This window comes from Paractinoplanes globisporus DSM 43857 (assembly GCF_000379645.1).
Classification (GTDB): domain Bacteria; phylum Actinomycetota; class Actinomycetes; order Mycobacteriales; family Micromonosporaceae; genus Actinoplanes; species Actinoplanes globisporus.
On record NZ_KB903329.1, the window covers coordinates 15,111 to 34,987 of the forward strand.

At 70.5% G+C, this 19,877-nt stretch carries 21 protein-coding genes; 4 read left to right on the forward strand and 17 right to left on the reverse strand.

All coding sequences use genetic code 11. The annotated features are described in order from the left end of the window. Positions 1–88 precede the first annotated feature (88 nt). On the forward strand, positions 89–1,369 hold the full coding sequence (gene gntF, locus A3CQ_RS0139090; protein ID WP_020516420.1) for a guanitoxin biosynthesis pre-guanitoxin forming N-methyltransferase GntF: 1,281 nt from the start codon (positions 89–91) through the stop codon (positions 1,367–1,369). A gap of 19 nt (positions 1,370–1,388) precedes the next feature. Here gntF and A3CQ_RS55630 read toward each other — a convergent pair whose 3' ends face one another. The 8 genes from A3CQ_RS55630 to A3CQ_RS0139130 form a co-directional block, all read right to left on the reverse strand. Continuing rightward, on the reverse strand, positions 1,389–4,229 hold the full coding sequence (locus tag A3CQ_RS55630) for a glycoside hydrolase family 2 protein (RefSeq protein WP_020516421.1): 2,841 nt from the start codon (positions 4,227–4,229) through the stop codon (positions 1,389–1,391). Positions 4,230–4,343: 114 nt separating this feature from the next. Continuing rightward, positions 4,344–4,913 carry a DUF3159 domain-containing protein gene (locus A3CQ_RS0139100; protein WP_020516422.1) on the reverse strand — a complete coding sequence of 190 codons (570 nt, stop codon included), beginning with the start codon at positions 4,911–4,913 and terminating at the stop codon, positions 4,344–4,346. Beyond that, positions 4,910–5,503, reverse strand: coding sequence for a TetR/AcrR family transcriptional regulator (locus A3CQ_RS55635; RefSeq protein ID WP_020516423.1), 594 nt, complete (start codon positions 5,501–5,503; stop codon positions 4,910–4,912). The genes A3CQ_RS0139100 and A3CQ_RS55635 overlap by 4 nt, the downstream gene beginning before the upstream one ends. 60 nt (positions 5,504–5,563) lie before the next feature. Further along, positions 5,564–6,451 carry a nitroreductase family protein gene (locus A3CQ_RS0139110; protein WP_020516424.1) on the reverse strand — a complete coding sequence of 296 codons (888 nt, stop codon included), beginning with the start codon at positions 6,449–6,451 and terminating at the stop codon, positions 5,564–5,566. Between the two features lie 77 nt (positions 6,452–6,528). After that, positions 6,529–7,617 (reverse strand): GNAT family N-acetyltransferase, encoded by a 1,089-nt coding sequence (locus A3CQ_RS0139115; RefSeq protein ID WP_020516425.1) that lies wholly within the window; start codon positions 7,615–7,617, stop codon positions 6,529–6,531. Then, on the reverse strand, positions 7,614–8,069 hold the full coding sequence (locus A3CQ_RS0139120; protein WP_020516426.1) for a DUF4188 domain-containing protein: 456 nt from the start codon (positions 8,067–8,069) through the stop codon (positions 7,614–7,616). Before A3CQ_RS0139120 ends, A3CQ_RS0139115 begins: the two co-directional genes overlap by 4 nt. Further along, entirely contained in the window at positions 8,066–9,577 is a 1,512-nt protein-coding gene (locus tag A3CQ_RS0139125) for a phenylacetate--CoA ligase family protein (RefSeq protein ID WP_020516427.1), read from the reverse strand. Before A3CQ_RS0139125 ends, A3CQ_RS0139120 begins: the two co-directional genes overlap by 4 nt. A gap of 111 nt (positions 9,578–9,688) precedes the next feature. Next, complete coding sequence (locus A3CQ_RS0139130) at positions 9,689–9,898, reverse strand: hypothetical protein (protein ID WP_020516428.1); 210 nt, start codon at positions 9,896–9,898, stop codon at positions 9,689–9,691. Positions 9,899–9,987: 89 nt separating this feature from the next. On the opposite strand from A3CQ_RS0139130, the gene A3CQ_RS55640 reads away from it, so the two are divergent. Next, on the forward strand, positions 9,988–10,476 hold the full coding sequence (locus tag A3CQ_RS55640; RefSeq protein ID WP_020516429.1) for a histidine kinase: 489 nt from the start codon (positions 9,988–9,990) through the stop codon (positions 10,474–10,476). A 263-nt stretch (positions 10,477–10,739) separates the two neighbouring features. Here A3CQ_RS55640 and A3CQ_RS0139140 read toward each other — a convergent pair whose 3' ends face one another. Further along, positions 10,740–11,408 carry a Type 1 glutamine amidotransferase-like domain-containing protein gene (locus tag A3CQ_RS0139140; protein ID WP_026206698.1) on the reverse strand — a complete coding sequence of 223 codons (669 nt, stop codon included), beginning with the start codon at positions 11,406–11,408 and terminating at the stop codon, positions 10,740–10,742. A 60-nt stretch (positions 11,409–11,468) separates the two neighbouring features. Between A3CQ_RS0139140 and A3CQ_RS0139145 the strand changes: the two genes are divergently transcribed. Continuing rightward, positions 11,469–12,260: a phosphatase PAP2 family protein gene (locus A3CQ_RS0139145; RefSeq protein WP_211216768.1), complete on the forward strand. Its 792-nt coding sequence runs from the start codon at positions 11,469–11,471 to the stop codon at positions 12,258–12,260. A gap of 181 nt (positions 12,261–12,441) precedes the next feature. Then, complete coding sequence (locus A3CQ_RS0139150; protein WP_026206699.1) at positions 12,442–13,416, forward strand: zinc-binding dehydrogenase; 975 nt, start codon at positions 12,442–12,444, stop codon at positions 13,414–13,416. Here A3CQ_RS0139150 and A3CQ_RS0139155 read toward each other — a convergent pair. Genes A3CQ_RS0139155 through A3CQ_RS0139190 form a run of 8 tightly spaced genes read right to left on the reverse strand, consistent with a single transcriptional unit; the run spans position 13,413 to position 19,873 of the window. Further along, positions 13,413–13,679 carry an acylphosphatase gene (locus A3CQ_RS0139155; protein WP_026206700.1) on the reverse strand — a complete coding sequence of 89 codons (267 nt, stop codon included), beginning with the start codon at positions 13,677–13,679 and terminating at the stop codon, positions 13,413–13,415. The genes A3CQ_RS0139150 and A3CQ_RS0139155 overlap by 4 nt on opposite strands. Positions 13,680–13,699: 20 nt before the next feature. Next, positions 13,700–14,215: a zinc-ribbon domain-containing protein gene (locus tag A3CQ_RS0139160; protein WP_020516434.1), complete on the reverse strand. Its 516-nt coding sequence runs from the start codon at positions 14,213–14,215 to the stop codon at positions 13,700–13,702. After that, positions 14,208–14,774, reverse strand: coding sequence for a phage tail protein (locus tag A3CQ_RS0139165; RefSeq protein WP_020516435.1), 567 nt, complete (start codon positions 14,772–14,774; stop codon positions 14,208–14,210). Before A3CQ_RS0139165 ends, A3CQ_RS0139160 begins: the two co-directional genes overlap by 8 nt. Further along, positions 14,771–16,729, reverse strand: coding sequence for a putative baseplate assembly protein (locus tag A3CQ_RS0139170; RefSeq protein ID WP_020516436.1), 1,959 nt, complete (start codon positions 16,727–16,729; stop codon positions 14,771–14,773). The genes A3CQ_RS0139165 and A3CQ_RS0139170 overlap by 4 nt, the downstream gene beginning before the upstream one ends. Continuing rightward, positions 16,726–17,133, reverse strand: coding sequence for a GPW/gp25 family protein (locus A3CQ_RS0139175; RefSeq protein WP_020516437.1), 408 nt, complete (start codon positions 17,131–17,133; stop codon positions 16,726–16,728). Before A3CQ_RS0139175 ends, A3CQ_RS0139170 begins: the two co-directional genes overlap by 4 nt. Before the next feature lie 3 nt (positions 17,134–17,136). Further along, positions 17,137–17,526 (reverse strand): PAAR domain-containing protein, encoded by a 390-nt coding sequence (locus A3CQ_RS0139180; RefSeq protein ID WP_020516438.1) that lies wholly within the window; start codon positions 17,524–17,526, stop codon positions 17,137–17,139. A gap of 24 nt (positions 17,527–17,550) precedes the next feature. Next, positions 17,551–19,200: a VgrG-related protein gene (locus A3CQ_RS0139185; RefSeq protein WP_020516439.1), complete on the reverse strand. Its 1,650-nt coding sequence runs from the start codon at positions 19,198–19,200 to the stop codon at positions 17,551–17,553. After that, positions 19,193–19,873, reverse strand: a complete 681-nt coding sequence (locus A3CQ_RS0139190; RefSeq protein ID WP_020516440.1) for a CIS tube protein — start codon at positions 19,871–19,873, stop codon at positions 19,193–19,195. The genes A3CQ_RS0139185 and A3CQ_RS0139190 overlap by 8 nt, the downstream gene beginning before the upstream one ends. Between the last annotated feature and the right edge of the window lie 4 nt (positions 19,874–19,877).

Sequence of the window (19,877 nt, forward strand, 5' to 3'; positions counted from 1 at the left end):
TCGACAACTTTTTGACCTGGATAGTGAGCACCCCGCCGGCCGATCCTCGGGCCACATCGCCATCACCGAGCCGAACGGGGACACGACCATGAATGGACGGGCGGCCGGGTTCAGAAACTGGACTGTCAGCCTCGCCGCCACCGTCGCGTCGAGCTACGCGCTGGACGCCTGCGCGGCGGCGGCCGGGGTCGCGCTGGTCGCGTCGGGGCTGCTCGCGGGCCTCGGCCACGCATGGCTGCTGCTGGTTCTGGCGGCCAGCTACGCGGCCTGGGCCGTCGGGTTGCGGGCCAACCTGCGGGCGAACTGGACCCTGCTGGTGACCACCGGGACCAGCACCAACGTCCTGTCCAAGGCGGCGTACGACCTCGCCCGGCGCACCTCGGGCAAGACCGGCGTGTCGCGACTGGCGGCGGCGATCGGGTACGTCGGCACCCAGGTCGTCGCGGAGGGCATCTACTATGCCGGCGCCTTCGGTACCGCGGCGTTCAGCGACAGCGTCACCAGCACCGACGCGCTCGGCTTCCTCGCCGGCGCCAACTTCGCCGCCGCCCTGTACGAGTACGGGCTCGCCCGCATCACCACCGGCCTGCTGCGTCGCTTCCGCCGGTACGCGTCGTTCGACACCGACTGGGAACCGGCGGAATATCTCGCCGGCTACTACCGCGCGGTGGAGCCGGACGAGGTGGCCACCGTCGCCTTCCTCGTCGACGCGATGCGGCACGCCGAGCCCGGCCGGCCGGTGCTGTTCTTCGGCGTCGGGCCCACCCTGCACCACGTGTTCGCCGCGGCCGAAACCGCCTCCGAGATCCACCTGGGCGACTACCTGCCGGCCAACCTGGCCGAGATCCGGCGATGGATCGGCCGCGAACCGGGAGCCCACGACTGGCGCCCGTTCGTCCGCTACACCCTGCAGTGCGAGGGCATCAGCCGCCCGACCGACGAACAGATCGCCGCCCGCGAGGACCTCACCCGAACGAAGATCACCAAGCTGGTCCAGGTCGACGCCCGGCACCCCCGCCCGATCGACCGTCATTACCCCACGGTGATCAGCCCGTACTGCGCGGACTCCGCCACCGCCGACCGTACGACGTGGTTGCTGTTCATGCGCCACATCACCGGCCTGGTCCAGCCGGGAGGCCTGTTCATCACCGCCGCCCTGCGCCGCTGCCGGGGCTACACCGTCGCCGGCAAGACCTTCCCCGGCGCCGACGTCGACGAACACGACCTCCGCGCGGCGCTGCGGCCCGAGTTCGAACCGCTAGACGGCTCGATCGAAGTCCGGGAGACGTCGCAGAGCGCCGCCCACGGCTACGCGGCGATCCTGCTCTGCCATGCCCGCAGGTGCATCCCGCCGCGCCGCCCGGCCTGACCGGTCGGTCGGCTGCCGATCAGTTCTCCGCCGCCGGCTGACCGGCGCTTGGTGGCACGTTCCAGCCGGAGACGGTGACCACCGGGCGGGCGCCCCGCAGATCGTTGTGCCTATAGGTGGCCGTGATGGTCTGGCTCTCCCCCGGCCACAGCGTGATGTCGTTGTCGCTCCAGAGGATCGGCAGCACCTGGTTGTCGCCGGCAAGTGGAGTGCCGGCGGCATTGCCGCGACGGACGTCGGCGCGGGTCAGGAACGCCGGCGTGGGCCGGCTGCTGACGTTGGTCACGGTCACCGTGGTCACGTCGTCGTCGCCGGCGCGGCGCGTCGTCGTGTGGAGCCGCACGGCGGCCGGGCCGAGCGACCGTAGCCCGGTCAGATCGGCGTAGCCGCCCGGCTCGAAGGCCGCACCGTCGCCCTGATCGATGGTGTCGGCCCAGTCGATCTTGTCGGGCGTCGTGGACAGCCAATAGACGTTGCGGCTGACGGTCTTGCCGGCCTGGCTCAGCGTGAGTCGCAGGAAGTACGTCGTGGAGATTCCCGCCGGGACGGTGGGCGTGAGCACCGTCCTGACGTCCTGGCCGGCCAGCGATGCGATGGTCGCCGAACCCACCCCGCGTACGGTGCCGTCGAGGTCGATGAATTCGGCCTTGGCACGCAGTCCGCGCCGGGTCTGGTTGGTGAGGTTGGCGACCTTGATCGAGCCGTTGTCGTACGAGTACATGACGTGCACGGCCTCGTTGGCCTTCTTGGCGCCGAAGAACACGCCCGACTGGTCCAGGTCGTAGCCGTAGAGCTCCCACTGCAGCGACGGCCAGGCCTTGTTCATCTGCCAGTAGATGAGGCCCGTGCTGGGGTTGGCCGGGTCCTTCGCGTGACCGATGTACGCCTCGAACTCGGCCCGCGTGACCTCGTACCCGCCGGCCTGCGCGGCCGCCTGGTAGGAGGCCATGTCCGACCAGTGCCCGTAGCGGTTCCACAGAGCCGTGTTGTACTGCCCCATCCGCCCGATCGCGGTGTAGTCGTTGAACGGGCTGGTGTGGAAGATGTCGGGGCCGGTGCCGGACCCGTTGGTGCTGCTCGGGTCCCACAGCTGGTTCTGATCGGCGGCCGGCAGGAATCGATTGAGAGAATCTCGCGTCGGTACGGTGTTGCCGGGGCTGGTCTCGGTGTCGAAGCCGAACGCGCCCCCGGCGTTGGTGAACGCGTCATCCGGGTTGCTCATGACCGGGCCCGACTCCCACCAGTACGCCGGCGGAGCGTAGTTGTACGGGCCTTCCTTGTTGCCGGACTCGCCCAGCTGTGCCGAGGCCTTGTACTCGGCCGAGGCGATCTGCGGCGTCGGCCAGTCGGCCGCCGTGAACGCGTCGAGGTAGATCGCTTCCTTCGCGGGGTCGGGCTCGTTGTCGCTGCCCTGGTAGAACGTGAGCACGCTCGGGTGGTCGCGCAGCCATCGCGCGACGTTGGCCGCCTGGTTGGCGGCGCTCGCCTTGATCTCGTCGCTCCACCGGGTGGACGACTGCTCCCACTTGTTGCAGCACTGCCAGCCCGGCAGCGAGAGGATGCCCATCCGATCCATCTGCTGGAACATGTCGTCCGGCGGGAAGTTGCCCTCGAAGCGGATCGCATTGAGACCCATGTTCTTGATGTACGCCAGCTGGTCGTGGATGTTGCGCGGCGAGTACCGCAGGAACAGGTCCTGCGACCAGCCGCCACCGCGCACGACGAAGGGCACCCCGTTGATCGCGTACTGCCGGTAGCCGGCCGCACCCAGCGTCTGGCCGGCGACCACCGGCGTCAGGCGCGAGGTCACCGTGCGGATGCCGAAGTCCTCGGCGTACCGGTCGCTGACGTCGTTCTTGGCGCCGGTGGCCGTCACCGCCAGGTGATACAACGGCTGATTCCCCATCTGGTACGGCCACCACACCGCCGGGTGCCGCAGCCGCAACTGGGGGAAGTCCGCCGGGCCGAGGCTCACGGCGACCGTCGCGCCGGCCGGCACGGTGATCCTCGTGCGGGCCGTGATGCGCCGATCGCCGGTGATGACGGCGGTGAGTTCGGCCGACTGCGCCGCCGCGGTGTTGTTGCGCAGGTCCGCCTTCACGGTCAGGCCGGAGGTGCTCAGATCGGGGGCGTTGGCCTGCACGACGTGGGCGTTGCGCACGGACACCGCGCCGTCCTGCGCCAGTTGCGGAGCGAACTGAAGTCCCGTCCAGTTGTCCGGGGACGGCGGGTTCCAGTCGACCATGTTCAGCGTGAGATAGCCGGTGCGGTTGCTGGTGTCGTTGCGGAAGACGTCCAGCGCGATCGCGTTGGCGCCGTCTCGCACGTACGGGCTGATGTCGTATTCGAAGCGTGAGTAGGCACCCTGCAGCTGGGACTGGTCGGCCACCTTCATGCCGTTGACCCACAGGTTCGCGCGGGACAGGACGCCGTTCATGATCAGCGAAGTGTGCTGACCCGGGCGCGGGTGCAGCGAAAACGCCTCGCGGTACCACCAGTTCACGGCGAACTGGTCGGCCGGCACTGACGCCAGGTTGTTCGAGTACAGAACGTCGGGGTAGCGACCGTTCTCGAGCAGGCCGGCCATCAGCGTCTCGGGCTGCGAGATCGGCAACCACCCACCGGTCGGGTAGCCCGGGTCCGAGATGGCGGCCCCGTCGCCGCCGGCGACCGCCGACGACTGGATCTTCCAACCTGACCGCAGCGTCACCGGACCGGCGCCGACGGGCCCGGCATCACCCCGCCCCGCGGTGATCGCCGGCGCGGCCGCGCTGGCGTACCCGGTGCCGGCCGGGAGGATGGCGAGGCACATGGCCCCGACGCTGACCAGGGCGAGCCCCCGACGCACGACGCTGTACACGACCGCTCCCCTCCACGTGGCAACCGTTGTGGGTGGCGTTCAATGGATAGGCAAACTGTCTAACAGATTGACCGCATGCTATCGACGGCCGGGGAAGCGGGTCAACGGGTCAATTCAGCCGACCGTCGTCGCGCGCTGACGGATGCGACGCAGATAGGTCCAGAGGCTGAGGGCGCCGCCGGCGAGCACGGCCCAGCCGATGACGCGGCCCGCGGTGAGATAGGTGGCGGTCGACATGGTCAATGCCAGGACCAGCTGCACCAGGGCGTGCACGACGAGGAACGCGCCGATCAGGACACCGAGCGTCTCGTCGGTCGAGCGCTGGTCGTCGGGCACCTTCAGCCAGCGGCCGACCGGCATCGGGCGACGGATCAGGACCGCGACCAGCAGCGCGATACCCAGGACGAAGGTGATGGCCGCTTCGTGCAGCTTCAAGGGCAGTGCGCTGCCGCCGTCCAGCAGCGAGACGATGCAGGCCAGCGCGAAAGCGGCCGTGGACAGCAACGCGAACAGCTCGATTCGGCGCCAGACCAAGGCGGCAACGATCGCGTACGCTGCTGGGATCGCACCGGCCACGGCGAGCGCGGCCGCGTCCGAATGCAGCAGGGGCCGGGCAAGAAAGTAGACGGCCACCGATGCAAGCGGCGGAAGCAGCCCGCGGGCGGCCCGGCGCGCGGTGTTCACGGCGTCTGCTCCCATCCGGCCAGGGCAGGCTCGAGGGCCTCGCGGACGACATCGACCAGCCGGCCGGCGCGAGCCTGCATCCAATACCGGACCGCGGCGCGTTCGGCGCCGAAGACCACGCCCGCGAGCACGCGGGCGCGAAGCGTGCCGAGCGACGGGACCCGCTTCTCGATCACGTCGCCCAGGTCGCGCTCGGCCGCGGCCATCGCCCGCAGGTATTCGCCCTGCAGGGCCGGCTCGTCGGCGACCAGCGCCCGGAAGTCGCGCAGAAACTCGGGCGGGAGCCCCTCGACCTGCGGTGGCCGGTATTGGCTCAGCACCGCCTCGACGAGCGACGTGCCGATCGGCTCGCCGGCCGGCCGCTCGGCCAGCGCGACGGCAATCCCGCCCGCGTGCCGCCCGCCCAGCCAGGCGATCGCCTGCTCCTTGCTCGCGAAGTAGTTGTTGAAGGTCCGCGTCGAGACGCCGGCCGCCTCGGCCACGCGCGGGACCCGGACGGAGGCGAGGCCCGCCCGCTTGGCCTGCGCGAACGCGGCCAGCGCGAGGTCGAGCCGGGTCTCGTCCCGGTACCGATCGCTACGAGCATTCATGACCCGAAGGTAGCGCTGGTTTGCGTACCGCGCAACCAATGCGTAATACGCAAGTCCGGCTCAGGTCGGAGAGGCCGGGATGCGGGCGGAACGGATCGGCGCCTCGAGCGGCCGGCCCGTGCGGAACACCGCCAGCGGCGACTCGCCCGGGGACAGACCGAGTTTCGCGGCGAGCGCGGCGGCCGTGATTGGGCAGTCCAATAGCTGGCTGAGTGGATGGACGGTCAGACCACGGTCCGACAACGCCAGCCAGACCCGGACGAGGGCTCGGCCGTGCTCGACCACCGACTCCGGGGAGACGGCGCGGCCGACGAGGATCAGAACGCTGCCGTCGTATCGCAGCATGCTCTTGGACGCGGCGGCGAGCAGCGCCGGGCCGCCGAGGCGGCTCGTGACGGGGTAGGCGATCGGCGCGATCATCGCGGCCAGGCCGGTGGCCTCGAACCGGGACAGTGCCATGGCGCGGTCGGTGAGGCCGTCGAGGCGGTACCGCGGATGCTTCGGCGACAGCCGCAACCACGAGCGGAGCTCGCTGACCACCGCCGGCGTACCGAACATCCATCGGTCGGCCTCCGCGAGCGGAGCGACGAGACCCCGGGTCGGCAGCTGACGCAGGTCGGCGCCGAGCGAGGTCAGCGCGGCCAGGGTTGCCGGATCGAGTCGGCCCGGGGCGTAGCCACCGCGGGCGCAGCGCCGCTGTTGCACGGACGCGACGGTGAACGGTGTGTCGTACAACGAGGACGCCGGCACAAGGCGGGCAACCCGCCGCGCGGCGAGGTCGACGGCGATGTCCGCGCGTACCGGCAGACCGGCGGAGGCGGCGACGATCAGACACGTCTCGACGAAGGCGCCCAGCGACAGGAACAGGTCGCGCCGGGTCGGATCCGAGCCCGGCAGCGCGCGCGATGGATCCCAGTGCACGTCGACGGCGTCGTCGGCGTACCGCAAGATCCATGGTTGTGTGTTGTGGGCGCTCGGGGCTCGGCGGCAGGCGTCCTCGTGCGACCGGAAAGACGCAACCCAGGTCATGCGACGGCCCGCTCGTAGAAGGTGTAGCCGTGCAGCGGGTGGCCGCCCATCCGCCGGTACTGCGACGCCGACGCCGGGTTGTCGCGTTCCACGAACGTGCTGCGCAGGGTGCGGTACCCGCCGGCGCGGAGGTTGCGGTGCAGTTCCCGGGACAGCAGGGTCAGGTAGCCGCGACCCTGTTCGCCGGGGACGGTGCCCTTGATGATGAGCACGGCGTCGCGGCGGTAGCGGCCGCGGGTGGCGAGCAGCCGCAGCTGGTTGAGCACGCCGAGCCGGCCGCCGACCCGCATGAAGAACTCCGACACGTCGGGCACGGTGACGACGAACGCGACCGGCGCGCCGTCCTTCTCCAGCCACAGCAGCAGCGCCTCGTCGAGCAGGTACGCCAGGCCGTCGGTCTGCGCGGCGAGTTCGTCGGCGTCGATCTCGGTGTAGTACCCCAGCTGCGCGAACGAGGCGTTGAGCATCGCCCGCAGGATCGGCAGCTGCGAGGCGAACCGGCGTCGCGAGCCGTGGCGCAGAACGAGGCCCTCGGCGGCCAGGCGCGAGTCGTCGAACGAGAACAGCGCGTCGGGATCGGCGTCGGGCAGGTCGCAGCGCCACGTGTCGGCCTCGAAACGGCGAACAAAACCATTCCGCTCGTACGCGCCGGGATAGTGGGCGGGATTCCAGGCCGAGTCGAGGAAACCGCGTTCGCCGAAGCCGGAGGTGATGACGCCGCCGGTCTGGTTGGGAAGCAGTCCGACCGGGCCGAACAGCGCCTCGGTGTCGCGCCCGCGGTTCTCGGCGAGCTCGAACAGGGCGGCGGCGGTCTCGTCATCGCGGAATTCGGTGAGACCGAACAACTGATGCCGGCGGCCGAGCTTGGCGTCGAACCTGGCGTTGCGGTGCAGGATCGTACGGCCGACGGCGATGCCCGCCGCGTCGCGGGCCAGGAACAGCTCGACCTGGTCGCGGCGCCACCACCCGGCGATGACCGAGTCGGCGAGGGGCACGTACCGGTCCGCGGGATGCAGACGCAGCGGCAGGTCGCAGAAGTCGCGCAGCGCGGCCCGGTCGGTCACGGCGGAGACGCGTACGGTCATGGCCTGGTCCGCCGATGCACGCTCGGGCCGGCGGCCTCGCCCGACAGCGGCGTGTAGGTCTCGATGTGGGCCATGCCGGCGCCCTCGGCCCGCCAGACGCCGTTGGTGTACCCGCTCTCCTCGGCGTTGTAGAGCCGGATGTAGCCACCGGTGGCGTTGCGGGTGCCGTGGTCGGTGATCCAGCACATGAGGTCGCGGTGGTGTTTGGTGCGGGCGAACTTCAGCAGCGCGTCCCGGTCGCGGAAGAACGCGATCGTGCCGAGCGTGAACGGCCACTGCCAGTAGACGGTGTGCCAGCAGTAGCCGGGCAGCCGCCGCATCTGCCGCACCATGCGGAACCAGGTGAAGGTGAGGGTGACGATGGAGCGCAGGCCCCGGTACCGGGTGGCGCCGACGAACATCGCGGTCGCCTGTCCCACCGGCGGCACCTTGGAGAAGTCGGTGGTCCTCATGCCGCGACGCTCCTCGCCAGGTAGACGTTTTTGATTTTGCTGCTGCCACCGGCGAACGGGCCGGTCCCGTGCTCGTGGACGCGGATGCGCAGGTCGGCGGCGCTCGGGTCCTCCGCGAGGGACTCGGCGAAGTCGCGGCTCACCTCGGCGAGGTAGCGCACCACTCCGCGGCGGCAGATGTCGGCGAGGGCGTCGGTCGGCTCGACGCCCGCGCGCAGCTGGACGTGCACGGCCGGGCGGCTTTCCAGGTCGGTGTGCTCCTCGAGGGTCAGGCAGAAGCTCTCGATCTGGTGCGCGAACGGGTTGCCTTGATACAGGCCGTTCTCGACGTCCTGCGGGTAGATGTTGGCGCCCATGTACGAGATCGTGCTGTCCTTGCGCCCGTACAGGAAAAGGAGGGGTAGTCGCATCCGGTCGCCACGGCCCCGCGGCAGCGCGCCGGCCCCGACAATCGCGGCCATTTCGTCGTACGACATCAGCCTGCCCTCGTCGCCGATGTTGTAGCGCACCTTGGGGTTGAGCACCGCCGTGGTGTTGATGGTGCACAGGATCTCGTTGTCGGCGGTCGTCTCCAGGTACGTCTCGAGGGGGTTGTACTGAAAGACCATCGGCAGCCGCTGCTCGCCGGGCCCGAGCAGCGCGGCCCGCAGCCGGTGATCGGTGCGCAGGCGGCGGCGCAGCCAGACGGTCAGGTCGGTCTCACCGCCCATGCCGATGGTCAGATCACTGGCGCCGTAGCCGGAACGGACCTTGGTGAACCGCTGCTCCAGGTAGTCCCGCAGCGCCTCGGTCATCCCCTCGCCGCCGACGAGCGCCGACAGCCGGTACGGCGCCCAGTCGAAGCCGACCGTGTCCATCCTGTCCAGCAGATGCTTCAGGAACGGTGGGTACGCGGTGATGACGTAGTCGAAGCCGGGCCCGAAATGACGCAGGGTGTCGATGATCTTGTCGAGGTCGGGGCCGGTGTTCTTCACCATCGCGACGCGAGCCATGGCGATGCCGGTGTTGGTGCCGGTCGCCCAGGCGCCCATCGAATAGGCGTTGATCACGAACCGCCGCTTCGAGGGAAACACCAGCGTCGTGTAGCCGGCGAGATTCTTGTGCACCGTACGCAGTTCCCGGCGGCTGCGGACCCAGTTGTAGGGCCGGCCGGACGACCCCGACGACTCGTCGACGACACTGCCGGCGATCTCGAACCGGCCGTGCCGGCAGCGCTGCTCCTGCGAGTACGCCTTCACGTACGACTGCTTGCCGGTGGGCGGGTAGGAGGTCAGGTCGAACCAGCGGAACTGCCAGCCGTTACGGCGCAGGAAGTCGCCGTAGGCGGGCACGTCGATCGCGGCGAACTGGCACGTCATCCACGCGTGCAGGCGGGCGAACCGAGCCATCCACGGCCGGTAGTTGCGGGCCATCAGGCGCCACACCGCCGGGTGGATGCGGTAGATGGCGTACAACCAGGTCAATCCGAAACTGCTGATCCGAAGCACCCATTGCCGCACGAACGTCACGACAGGTTCCCCTCTTCAACGATCGGGAACTCAGCCTCGCGTCTCCGGCGGCCCGAGCGCCTGAGTCCTCGTACTCGCATGCGGATGAGTAGTCGGACGTCGGTCGGCTACTCAGGCGGCGGCTCCGGTGAGGAGGCTGGTCGCCAGGACGAGCGCGAAGCACCCGGCGGCGACCGCGGCGATCGTCCCGAACGGCAGGGCGGGCTGCGCATGCGGCGCCACAACGCGTTGTGCGGTGGTGGTCGCGACCAGCGTGACCGCCGTGACGGCAAGCCCGAGTCCGATCCCGGTGGCGCACACGTAGCCGCCCTCCCACGTCACGGTCTCGACCGCCTGCCGTGGTGTGGCTCCGGCCAGGGGCAGAGCCTGCTGTCGCCGGTCTCGGCTACCTGATCCTGGTTGATCCGCCTGTGCACGGCGCCGACGGTTGGCGCTGGCTCGGCAGCCCCGGACTGTGCCTGCTCCTCGCCATGAGCCTGTACGTGGTGACCGCCGTCGCGATCGGCCACGGCGCGCTGGCCCGTCTCCTGGTCGGCGGCGACGCCGAGCGCACGGCCCACGACGTGATCCGTTCCCGGGCCCGGCTCGTCGACGCGCTCGAGGTGGAACGCCGGCGCATCGAGCGCGATCTGTACGACGGCGCACAGCAGCGGCTGGTCCGGCTCACGATGGTGCTCGGCCTGGCGGCGCTGGGGCTGGACGGTGGACCACCGGCGGCACGGGCGCTGGTCGACCGGGCGGCGGGTGAGGCCAATGCGGCGCAGGCCGACCTGCACCGGCTCGTCCGAGGTATTCACCCGCAGGTCCTCACCGACCACGGGCTGGCCGAGGCCACCGCCGAGCTGGCCGGTCGTTCACCGGACTGGCCGACCGAATCGCCGCCCAGGACGGCACACTGACGCTCGCCAGCCCCGCGGTCGCCGAACACCGCCCGGACGTGGTCGTCACCGGCATACGCATGCCCCCACGCACACCGACGAGGGACTGCGCGCCGCCGCCGGTGGCACGGTCATCGACCCGACGTGGTCCGGCAGATGCTGGCCCGCGGCCGCGACCCGCCATCTTCACCAAGCTCGACATCCCGCCGTCCGCGGAGGACCATCGCCGGGTACGCCCGGCTCTGGCCTCCGTGCGTTGCCCGGCGTAGCCGGTCCGCGGTGAGTCACAGGTGAAACCGCCACCGGCCTTCGGAAACGACGTCCACCTCGTTGCCGCGTACGCGGACAGCCGTCTGATCGTCGATGAAGTAGATCGGGAAGTCCGCCCGCGCGACGATGCGATCGGCCCAGGCGTCGTCGCGCTCCGGGAAATCGGGCGAGTACAGGTGTGGCTTCAGATACCAGTCGAAGAGCCCGAACGGCGGCTCCACGGTCGTCGCACCGAGCACGTGCAGATCGGCGGCGTCCCCGATCACGTCGGCGGAGTGTTCGGTGAGGTTTCGGCTGAAGATCATCGACCCGGCGCTGACCCCCACGTAGACCCGGCTCTCCAGCGCCTCCCGGAAGCCGTCGGCCAGGTTGTTGCCGGTGATGCTGCGGGCGAGGTGATAGTGGTTGCCGCCCTCGGCGTAGACCACGTCGGCGTGAAGCAGCCGGTCGAGCACCATCGGCCCGGGCAGGCCGTTCAGCTCCAGGACGTCGAACTCCCGCCAGCCGAGGCCGTGCAGCCGGACCATGTCCTCGACGAACCATCCGTGGTCTCCGGGTTCGGCGACGGACGCCGTCGGCACGAACACGATGTTCGCCGATTCGAACGGCTTTCCCAGCATGTTCCGCAGAGCAGCCCGCAAGGTGTCGTTGCGCAGACCGCTCGACGTCAGCAAAAGATTCACCGGACAAGCCAACCACGTACGCCGGGACTGCCTTCTGCCGTGGTCGGCTATGGTGACCGCGTGAGTCCGTCGCCGGACAGCAGACATCGACGTCGTTGGTCGATGGCCGAGGCCGGCACGCGACCCGGTGTGCTCAACGAGCTGATCTTTCTCCTGCTCTGGTTACTGCTCTTCACCCGTCTCGACTCCGCTGTGGGCAAGGACCTCGCGGCCGCCGACGCCAATGCGCTGACCCTCCAGTCCATCGAACGCGCGATGCACATCGACATCGAGTGGAGTGTGAACGATTGGCTGGCCGGGAATCCGATCCTCGGCCATCTGGCCGTGTACCTGTACCGGCTCTACTACGTGGTGGTCGCCGGCGTGCTGCTGTGGGTGTTCCTCCGGCACGCCGACGTCTACCGCAAGGTTCGCCGGACAATGGTCGCGATGACGGCCCTCGTCCTGCCGGTCTACTGGGCGGCACCGATGTCGCCACCGCGTTCTGCCCTGCCGGGCGCCGTCGACGTGGTGGCCAGGTACGACATCCTGGACCAAGCTTCCCGGCAGAGCTGGACGAGTCCCAGCCACTACACGGCCATGCCCAGCCTGCACGTCGGCTGGGCGCTGTGGTGCGCGATCGCCGCGTGGTCCGCGCTCCGCGGCACACATCCACGCCTGGCGCTGTTGGCGTGGCTGTTCCCGCTGCTGATGGCGGCAGACGTCCTCGCCACGGCGAACCACTACGTTCTCGACATCGTGGGTAGCGTCGCATTGCTGGCCGTCTCCGTCGTCGCCGCGTCGGCCTGGGGGTCGAGCACGGGCTGGACGCCCGGCGCGACTCGCCGGACCCCGCCGACCGTTGCCGAGTAACGACCGGCGTTGCCCAAGTCGATCAGGACGCCGTAACAGCCGTCGTCCGGAGTAGCAGCGTCACCCGTGAGCCGCGATCCGGCTATCACTCGACGGTGGTGACGTGGCTCACCCCGGCCGGACGTTGACCTCAACCAAGCTTCAGCTTGGACGCTGGCCGGGACGCGAAGGAGTCAGACACATGCGCGCTGTCCAAGTGGCCGGTTTCGGCGGTCCGGAGGTGTTGACGCCGGTGGACCTGCCCGACCCGGTGCCCGGGCCCGGCCAGGTCGTCGTGGGCATGGCCGCGGCCGACGTCATCTTCCTCGACACCCTGCTGCGCAGCGGCTGGGGCCAGAACTATTTCCCGAAGACCTTGCCGTACGTGCCGGGTGGTGGCGGTGCGGGTGCCGTGGTGCGGGCCGGCGCGGGTGTGGACCCGGCCTGGATCGGCCGGCGGGTGGTCGTCCAGGCCGACGGTGGCTATGCCGAGCAGGTGGTCGCGGACGTCGAGGCGATCGTGCCGGTGCCGGACGGGCTCGCGATCGAGAAGGCGGCCGCGCTGGTGCACGACGGCGTGACGGCTCTCCGCCTGGACCGACTGGGCGCGCCGGAGAAGGGCGAATGGGTCCTGGTCTCGGCGGCGGCCGGCGGAGCCGGGTCACTGCTGGTGGAGCTGGCCGTCGACGCGGGGGCCCGGGTGGTGGCCGCCGCGTCCAGCGAGGTCAAACTGGCGCTGGCCCGCGAGCGGGGTGCTCAGATTGCCGTCGACTACACGCGACCGGACTGGATCGACCGCGTCCGCGAAGCGACCGGTGGCGGCGCCGCCCTCGTCTACGACGGCGCCGGTGGCCCGCTCGGCACGGCCGCCCTGGAGGCGGTGGCCGGCAACGGCCGGTTCGTCACCTACGGCACCTCCGATGGCTTCGCCGCTCCGGACCCCGAGTCGGCCGCGCGCCGCGGCGTACGGGTGATCGCTCCGCTGCTGGACGGCCCGCCGGATCGCAAGACCGTACGCGAACTGCTGGTCGGAGCGCTGGACCGGGCCGCGCAGCGACGGCTGCGGCCGGCGATCAGCGCCACCTACCCGCTCGAGCGCGCCGCCGACGCCCATCGCGCCCTCGCGGCACGCACAACGGTGGGCAAATCGCTATTGCTGATCGAGGGGCACGACTAGCGGATCTCGAAGCCGCGCAGGCCCTCGGCCCGCTCCTCGACCGTGTCGACGGCGGTGACCTCGGCCTCGGCCGGACCGCGGTGGGCCCAGGCGACCAGGTGGGCGACGCCCTCCGGCGGGCCCTCGAAGACGGCCTCGACGCGGCCGTCCGGGAGGTTGCGCACCCAGCCGGCGACGCCCTGCCGGCCGGCCACCCGGCGGCACGTGTCGCGGAAGAAGACGCCCTGGACCACGCCGGAGACCAGCACACGCTTGCGGATCACCGGGTGAGCCTGGAAGAACGTCAGGTCAGCCAGAGCCACAACAGGGTTCCGCCCAGCAACAGCAGGGCCAGGACGGCCAGGATCAGCAGGACGATGATCAGCCAGCCCCAGCTCCGGCGGGCCGGAGCCTGTTGCTGGTAGGCCACCGGGCCCAGCTGACGGGCCTGCGGACGCGCCTGCCTCAGCTCGAAGCCGCAGCGCTCGCACCGTACGCGGGCCTGGTCGTTGGGGTAGCCGCAGTTGCGGCATTGCACCTGGCCTCGCGGGGGGCCGCCGTAACTGCCGGGCGTGAACCGGGGCGTGTCGGTCCGGGGCTGCGGCACCGGTTGCGGGACCACGCGCAGGTTGGTGGCGTCGTCGCCGGGGCGCGGACTGCGCGGGATGGACTGGGCCGCCGCGTCGCCGTCGCCGCCGCCCTTGCGCAGGAACATCAGGGGGTAACCGCAGTTGGGGCACAGCTGTTCGCGGTCGGGGTGCACCGGGTTGCCGCAGTCCGGGCAGGGCATCTGCCGGACCTGGCCGTAGACCTCAGGCATCTCCGTCTCCATTTCCGGCGGCGGCGGGTGGGCGGGCCCGGCCGCGGGCGGGCTGGGGCTGGAAGCGGACATCCAGCTGGACCTTGGCGCCGAGCGGGAGCTCGCTCTGCAGGAACGCCATGACCTGTTTCTCGGTCAGGTGCCCGGTGTGGTCCATCTGGACGACCACCACCGAGTCGGGCGCGGGGACCTGGTCGGTGCTGCCGTAGACACCACCGGCGTCGATGACCGTGACCCTCGCCCCCGTGGCGGCCTGCAGCAACGCCTCCACGCCGAAGCGGGTGCCGCGCCAGCCGAGCAGCTTGCCGACCTCGCGGACGAGCGTGCGGCGGTACTCGGCGGGGTCGGTGGGCTCGAGCATGACGCCGAGCCACGAGCCGAGGAACGCCAGCATCTCGGGGCTCGCCAGGCCGGTGTCCACCTGATATTCAATAGCATCAATTCGCTCGCGTACGGTGTCGTGCACCTGCTCGAAAGCATTGACGAAGTCGCGCAGCACCGGGTCGTCGCCCATCACCCGGGGCAGTTGCCCGATCAGCCAGCCGGGGCGCCCGGTCATTGCTGCACCACCACCCGGTGCTCGTACGACATGAACAGGGCCTCGGGCAGCAGGCGCAGCCGCTGCTCGACCTGGTCGAGGGTGCGCTTGCGGCGCAGGTCGGCCGAGAAGAAGTGGACCGCCTCGACGCCCTGGACGCCGAACGAGCCGTGCAGCACGCCGTAGACGTCGCCGAGCCGCAGGTCGGTGTCGAACGGCCAGCCCTGTCCGCTGGGGCCGCCGGTCAGCGGGTTCAGGTATTCGTAGAGCGCGCGCTCGGCCCTCTCCCGTACGGTCTCGGTGCGGACGCCCGGCGCGGCTCGGACCTCCGCGACCACCTTGACCCCCTGGTAACGCGGGGCGTCGATGCGCAGGCGCATGGTCAGCAGGCGCCGGGGCTCCAGATAGGCCTTGATCTGCTCCTCGAGCTCCTCGGACAAAGCGAGATCATCCAGTACGAGGTTCTCCGGCGCGACGTCGACGCGGGGCACCACCAGCAGGCGCGCGGGCTCGGACGGGTTGACCGGCGGCAGGCAGCGGGCCCGGGCCACGCTCGGCGCGGCGTCGAGGGTGAGCCGCTCGACATCCTCGGCGGTCACCGCGCGACGGCCGCCGCGCAGCAGCATCGGGCCGCGCACCTTGGCGTTCTCGACGGTCTCCGCGTCGACACCGCCGGTCGAGGCGTCGAGATTGGTCACGCCGGCCACGAACGGGATCGACGTGTGCAGGATCGTGAGCCGGTCGGCGGGGACGTTGCCGCGCCGGCCGCCGCCGAAGCGGTACCCGGTCACGTAGATCTGCGCGTCGATGTGCGGGATCGCGCCGTGCTGGCGCACCCGGCCCTCCCGGTCGAGCACCCGCGGCCCGAAGCGGATCTCGCCGGTCGCGCCCGACCAGGTGAAGACCTGGTCGTCGTCCTCGGCGTCGGCGAGGTCGGCGACCTCGGTCCACTCCTGCTCCTCGGGCTCGCCGGTGCGCTCGTGGCGGGGCAGCACGACCCGCACGGTCTCGTCGAACCGGCGCGGCAGCACGGGCACCCGGCGCACCTGGAACACCTGCCCGGGCCGGCCGTTGCTGGCGCCGAGCAGTTCGGCCGGGGCCGGCTCGGCGTGGTGCGCGGAGACCGCGCCGCCGAGGGCGACCGCGGACAGCTGCTCGAGGATCGGCGGGTTCGTGTAGTCGGGCTGCCCCTCGGCCGGCTCGATCAACCGGCAGCGCAGCCAGAACGCCCGGCGGGAGCCGATCGCCAGCGCCTCGTGCCGCATGGGCAGCAGCAGCGTCACCTCACCGGTGCTGTTGAAGCCGGCGCTGGTGTCGTCGAGGATCCGCACGGACTTCCAGGTCTGCCCGTCCCACGCCTCCCAGACGCGGGGCGGCCGGGTCGGGTCGACGCCGGCGCCCTCGGGGCCGGTCGTGACGTCGAGGCGCAGCAGGTTGCCGGCGGCCGACTCCTCCAGCCCGAAGTAGACGGCCTCGTCCGGCTGCAGGGTCGGGAACAGCTGCACGGTCGCGGCCTCGCGGCGCAGCTCCTCCCAGTGGTCGGCGTACCGGTCGCCGGTGTGGGTCAGGCAGGCGACCAACTTGGGCGGGGTGACCAGCATCTCGGAGTCGGTGAGAAAGACGATCGGCGCCTCGTCGTCGCGGCGCTCGGTGCTGACCTGGGTGCCGGCCGGCACGCGCACCACGTCGTCGCGGGGAGCGGTCAGGCGGAACAGCAGGTCGGCGCGGGCCGGCACGGCCGAGAACAGCTCGACGCCGACCAGCTCGAGGAACTTGATGTACAGCCGGTCGGGCACCTGGTTGAGCCGGTACAGCGTCATCTCGGTCATCCAGGCGAACAGCTCGATCAGCGCCACGCCGGGGTCGGAGACGTTGTGGTCGGTCCAGTCCGGGCAGAGCCGGTTGATGCGCCGTTTCGCCTCGTCGACGATGTCCTGGAAGCGACGATCGTCGAGATCGGGTGCGGGGAGGCTCATGACACCGGCTCCTCGGTCGGAATCGTATAAAACGGAAAGACCAGATTTCGTACGTCGTTGGTGGACCTGATCCGGTAAGCCACCGTGATGTGGACCGTTCCGGTCGCCTGCTCGCCCTCCGCGTCCACGGACTCCAGCTCGATCCGGGGCTCCCACCGCTCGAGAGCCTCCCGGACGGCCTGCTCGATCAGGCCCAGGGTGCCGGCGGTCAGCGGGGCGAACAGCTGCTCCCACATCGAGCACCCGAACTCGGGGCGCATGACCCGCTCCCCCGGCACCGTCGACAGGATCATCCGGATCGCCGCGTCCACCTCCTCGGTGCCGGTCACCAGCCGGACGCTGCCGTTGCGGTTGATCGCGGCGGGGAAGGCCCAGCCGTTGCCGATGAAGTCGTCGCTGGCCATGGCTCAGGCCACCATGACGTCGGGCGAGCCCGCGGTGATCACGCTGACCGGCGCGTCGACCGGGTCGTTGCAGGTCGCCACCTGGTCGCCCATCCGGGCCAGGGGCTTGCCGTTGACCAGCACGGTCGGCGAGCCCATCACGACCGTGCCCTGGTTGGTCGGCGGTCGCTGGAACGGGAACGGCGGGATGTGCGGCACCTGCTGCGACTTGCTGCCCTGCGTCGCCGCCGGGCGCCCGTTGATCAGCACGTCGGTGGAGAGCTGCATCGCGAGCTGCCCGGCGTACGGCAGCGGGGTGGGTGTCGGCACCGGACCGCCGGGCGACGGGACCATGAGGATGTGGATGTCGGTCCCGGTGACCGGGTCGTTCTGGCGTGCGGCCGGTTGCGGCATGGCCCCTCCCTTCGAGAACGAGTCTCAGTTCAGCTTGATCGGCTTGCCGGACGTGGTCAGCGGGCCGGACGCGGTGATCTCGATCTGGCTGCCGGAGAGCGTCAGTTTCGACGTCGCCTTGATCTCGATGTTCGTCGCGGACAGGACGAGTTTCTGGTCGCCGGTGAGCTGCGACTCCGGCTTCTCGAGGTGCAGCAGGCACGGCGAGCCGCCCAGCGTCACCTCCACGAACGGCTTGTCGTCGTCGAAGACCATCCGGGAGTCCTTGCGCGACACCAGCATCCGCTGTTTGACCACCCCGCCGGAAAGGACTCCCGGCTCGGGCGGCGTGTCCTTCCGGTTCCACAGCCCGCCGAGGATCACCGGACGGGTCGTGTCGTCGAGCTCGAACCCGACCAGCACCTCGTCGTCGACCTCCGGGATCCATTGCAGCCCGCGCTGCTTGCCGCCGCCCGGGGTGGCCACCCGCGACCACGCGCTCTCGTCGTCCTGGGACAGCGTCGGGAACTTCACCCGCACCCGGCCCAGCTTCTCCGGGTCGTCGTTGTTGGTGACGATCCCGACCACCAGCCCGTTCCAGCCGCGTTTCTCGGGGGCCGAGGAGCCGTTGGTGAGGTCGGCGATGCCCGCCGGTTCCTTCCCGCCACAGACAAATCTCGTGAGGTACGGGCGCGTCGCCCCGTAGGAATGCTCGACGCCGGTCACCCGGTAGGCGCCGGTGAGGCGGGAGCCGACCCCCTCGAGGTGCACCTTGGCCCCGGCCCCGATCAGCGGGTCGCCGGTCGCCTCGCCGCGCAGCACGACCTCCTCGCCGGAGGCCCGCAGCAGCAGCGACCCGGCGAGGGCGTCCGCCTCGGCCTGGTCGGTCACCGGGAACTGGCCGGCGTTGCGCTTCACCCGGCCGAACGCGCGCCTGGCCGCGTCGGTCATGTCCTGCGCGGCCGGCGCGTCGGTGCCCGGGTCGGTGCGGTCGGAGCGCCCGGTGACCGCCTCCTTGCCGAGGTTGTCCCAGCCGCGGATCTCCACCTCGTCGCTGCGCTCGGCGGCCGAGAAACGGGTGCTGAACCGGGACAGGTTCTTGCCGAAGATCAGTTTCGGCGGCGTCGCGGTCGAGCGGGGCGCCTTCTTGAAGTAGAACTTCTTCTCGCTGACCCACACGTCGAACCCGATCCGGGCGGCCCGCCGGCGCAGGAACGCGTAGTCGGTCTCGCCCGCCTGCAGGACGTAGTCGTGGGTCGCGCCGGTCGCGTCCACCTCCGCGTCGAGGCCGTACTCCCCCGCGATGCGCGAGGCGATGTCGGCGTCGGTGACCCGCTGGAAGCTGCGCGATTTCGCGACCCGGGCCAGCCGGTGGGTCAGGTCGAAGCCGGTGAGGACCAGCTCGTGCCGCCCCGACGCGCCCGGCTCCACGCTGATCGCGGTCACCTCGCCCGAGGTCACCACGACCGGGTCGCCGCCGGCCCGGAACGCGATCTCGACCCGCGTCCCGATCGTCCACTGCGCCTTGTCGAACAGCTCGAAATGCGGGTCGTCGAAGTGGATCGCGAAGTAGTCGGGCAGCAGCACCGACTCCTCCACCCGCACGAGCGCGACCTGGGGGTACACCGCCGGCTCGAGCGGCCGCCCGTCCAGCGTGAGCACGACCCCGTCGAGCCGGCGGTTCGCGTCAGCCACGGCGCCGCACCGGAAGCTCGGGGATGATCAGCAGCGTGCCCGGCTCGATGCCGAGCGGATCCATCACGTTGTTCGCCTCGGCGATCAGCCGCCACCGCGTCGAGTCCGCGTAATGCTTTGCCGCAAGCCGATCCAACGTCTCCCCGTACGTGAGCCGGTGCACCGTCTGCAGCGACGGCGTGTGCGACGTCGGGTTCTGCAGCGGCTTGACCGCCTCGTCCTCGTACTGCTTGAGCGCCAGGTCGGCCTTGGCCCGCAACGGCATCCCGTTGGCCGCGAAGTAGGTGAACTTCAGCGTCAGCCGCTCCACCACCGCCTTGAACGAGTGCAGCGGTCCCCAGTGGAACGTCACCCACGGCGGCCGTGCCTTGTTCCGGCTCTTGTCCGAGTCCGGCAGCTTCGGGTCGACGCTGACCAGCTTCATCAGCTTGTCGGTGTAGTCGGTGACGCTGGTCCCCTTGTCGGTGGTGTCCAGCGTGATGCTCAGCGCGATCGTCCCCGGCTGCCCCGCCGAGAACTTCAGCAGCGGCGAGTTGTTCCCCTTGCTCTCCGCCGCGTTCCACGAGGCAGCCTTGGTGATGGTCAGCTCCGCCGGGTTGAACAGCAGCGGGATGACCTCGTTGTTCTCGGTTCGCAGCTCGGCCTTCGCCGGCGCCGTCGGAACTGCCACCATCAGA

Coding starts and splice junctions, on each gene's coding strand:
- A3CQ_RS0139170 (WP_020516436.1), bottom strand. CDS start 16,729: ATGAGCCTCCCCGCACCCGATCTCGACGATCGTCGCTTCCAGGACATC.
- A3CQ_RS0139175 (WP_020516437.1), bottom strand. CDS start 17,133: ATGGCCAGCGACGACTTCATCGGCAACGGCTGGGCCTTCCCCGCCGCG.
- A3CQ_RS0139165 (WP_020516435.1), bottom strand. CDS start 14,774: ATGACCGGGCGCCCCGGCTGGCTGATCGGGCAACTGCCCCGGGTGATG.
- A3CQ_RS0139115 (WP_020516425.1), bottom strand. CDS start 7,617: ATGACCGTACGCGTCTCCGCCGTGACCGACCGGGCCGCGCTGCGCGAC.
- A3CQ_RS0139160 (WP_020516434.1), bottom strand. CDS start 14,215: ATGCCTGAGGTCTACGGCCAGGTCCGGCAGATGCCCTGCCCGGACTGC.
- A3CQ_RS0139190 (WP_020516440.1), bottom strand. CDS start 19,873: ATGGTGGCAGTTCCGACGGCGCCGGCGAAGGCCGAGCTGCGAACCGAG.
- gntF (WP_020516420.1), top strand. CDS start 89: ATGAATGGACGGGCGGCCGGGTTCAGAAACTGGACTGTCAGCCTCGCC.
- A3CQ_RS0139120 (WP_020516426.1), bottom strand. CDS start 8,069: ATGAGGACCACCGACTTCTCCAAGGTGCCGCCGGTGGGACAGGCGACC.
- A3CQ_RS55635 (WP_020516423.1), bottom strand. CDS start 5,503: ATGAATGCTCGTAGCGATCGGTACCGGGACGAGACCCGGCTCGACCTC.
- A3CQ_RS0139150 (WP_026206699.1), top strand. CDS start 12,442: ATGCGCGCTGTCCAAGTGGCCGGTTTCGGCGGTCCGGAGGTGTTGACG.
- A3CQ_RS0139180 (WP_020516438.1), bottom strand. CDS start 17,526: ATGCCGCAACCGGCCGCACGCCAGAACGACCCGGTCACCGGGACCGAC.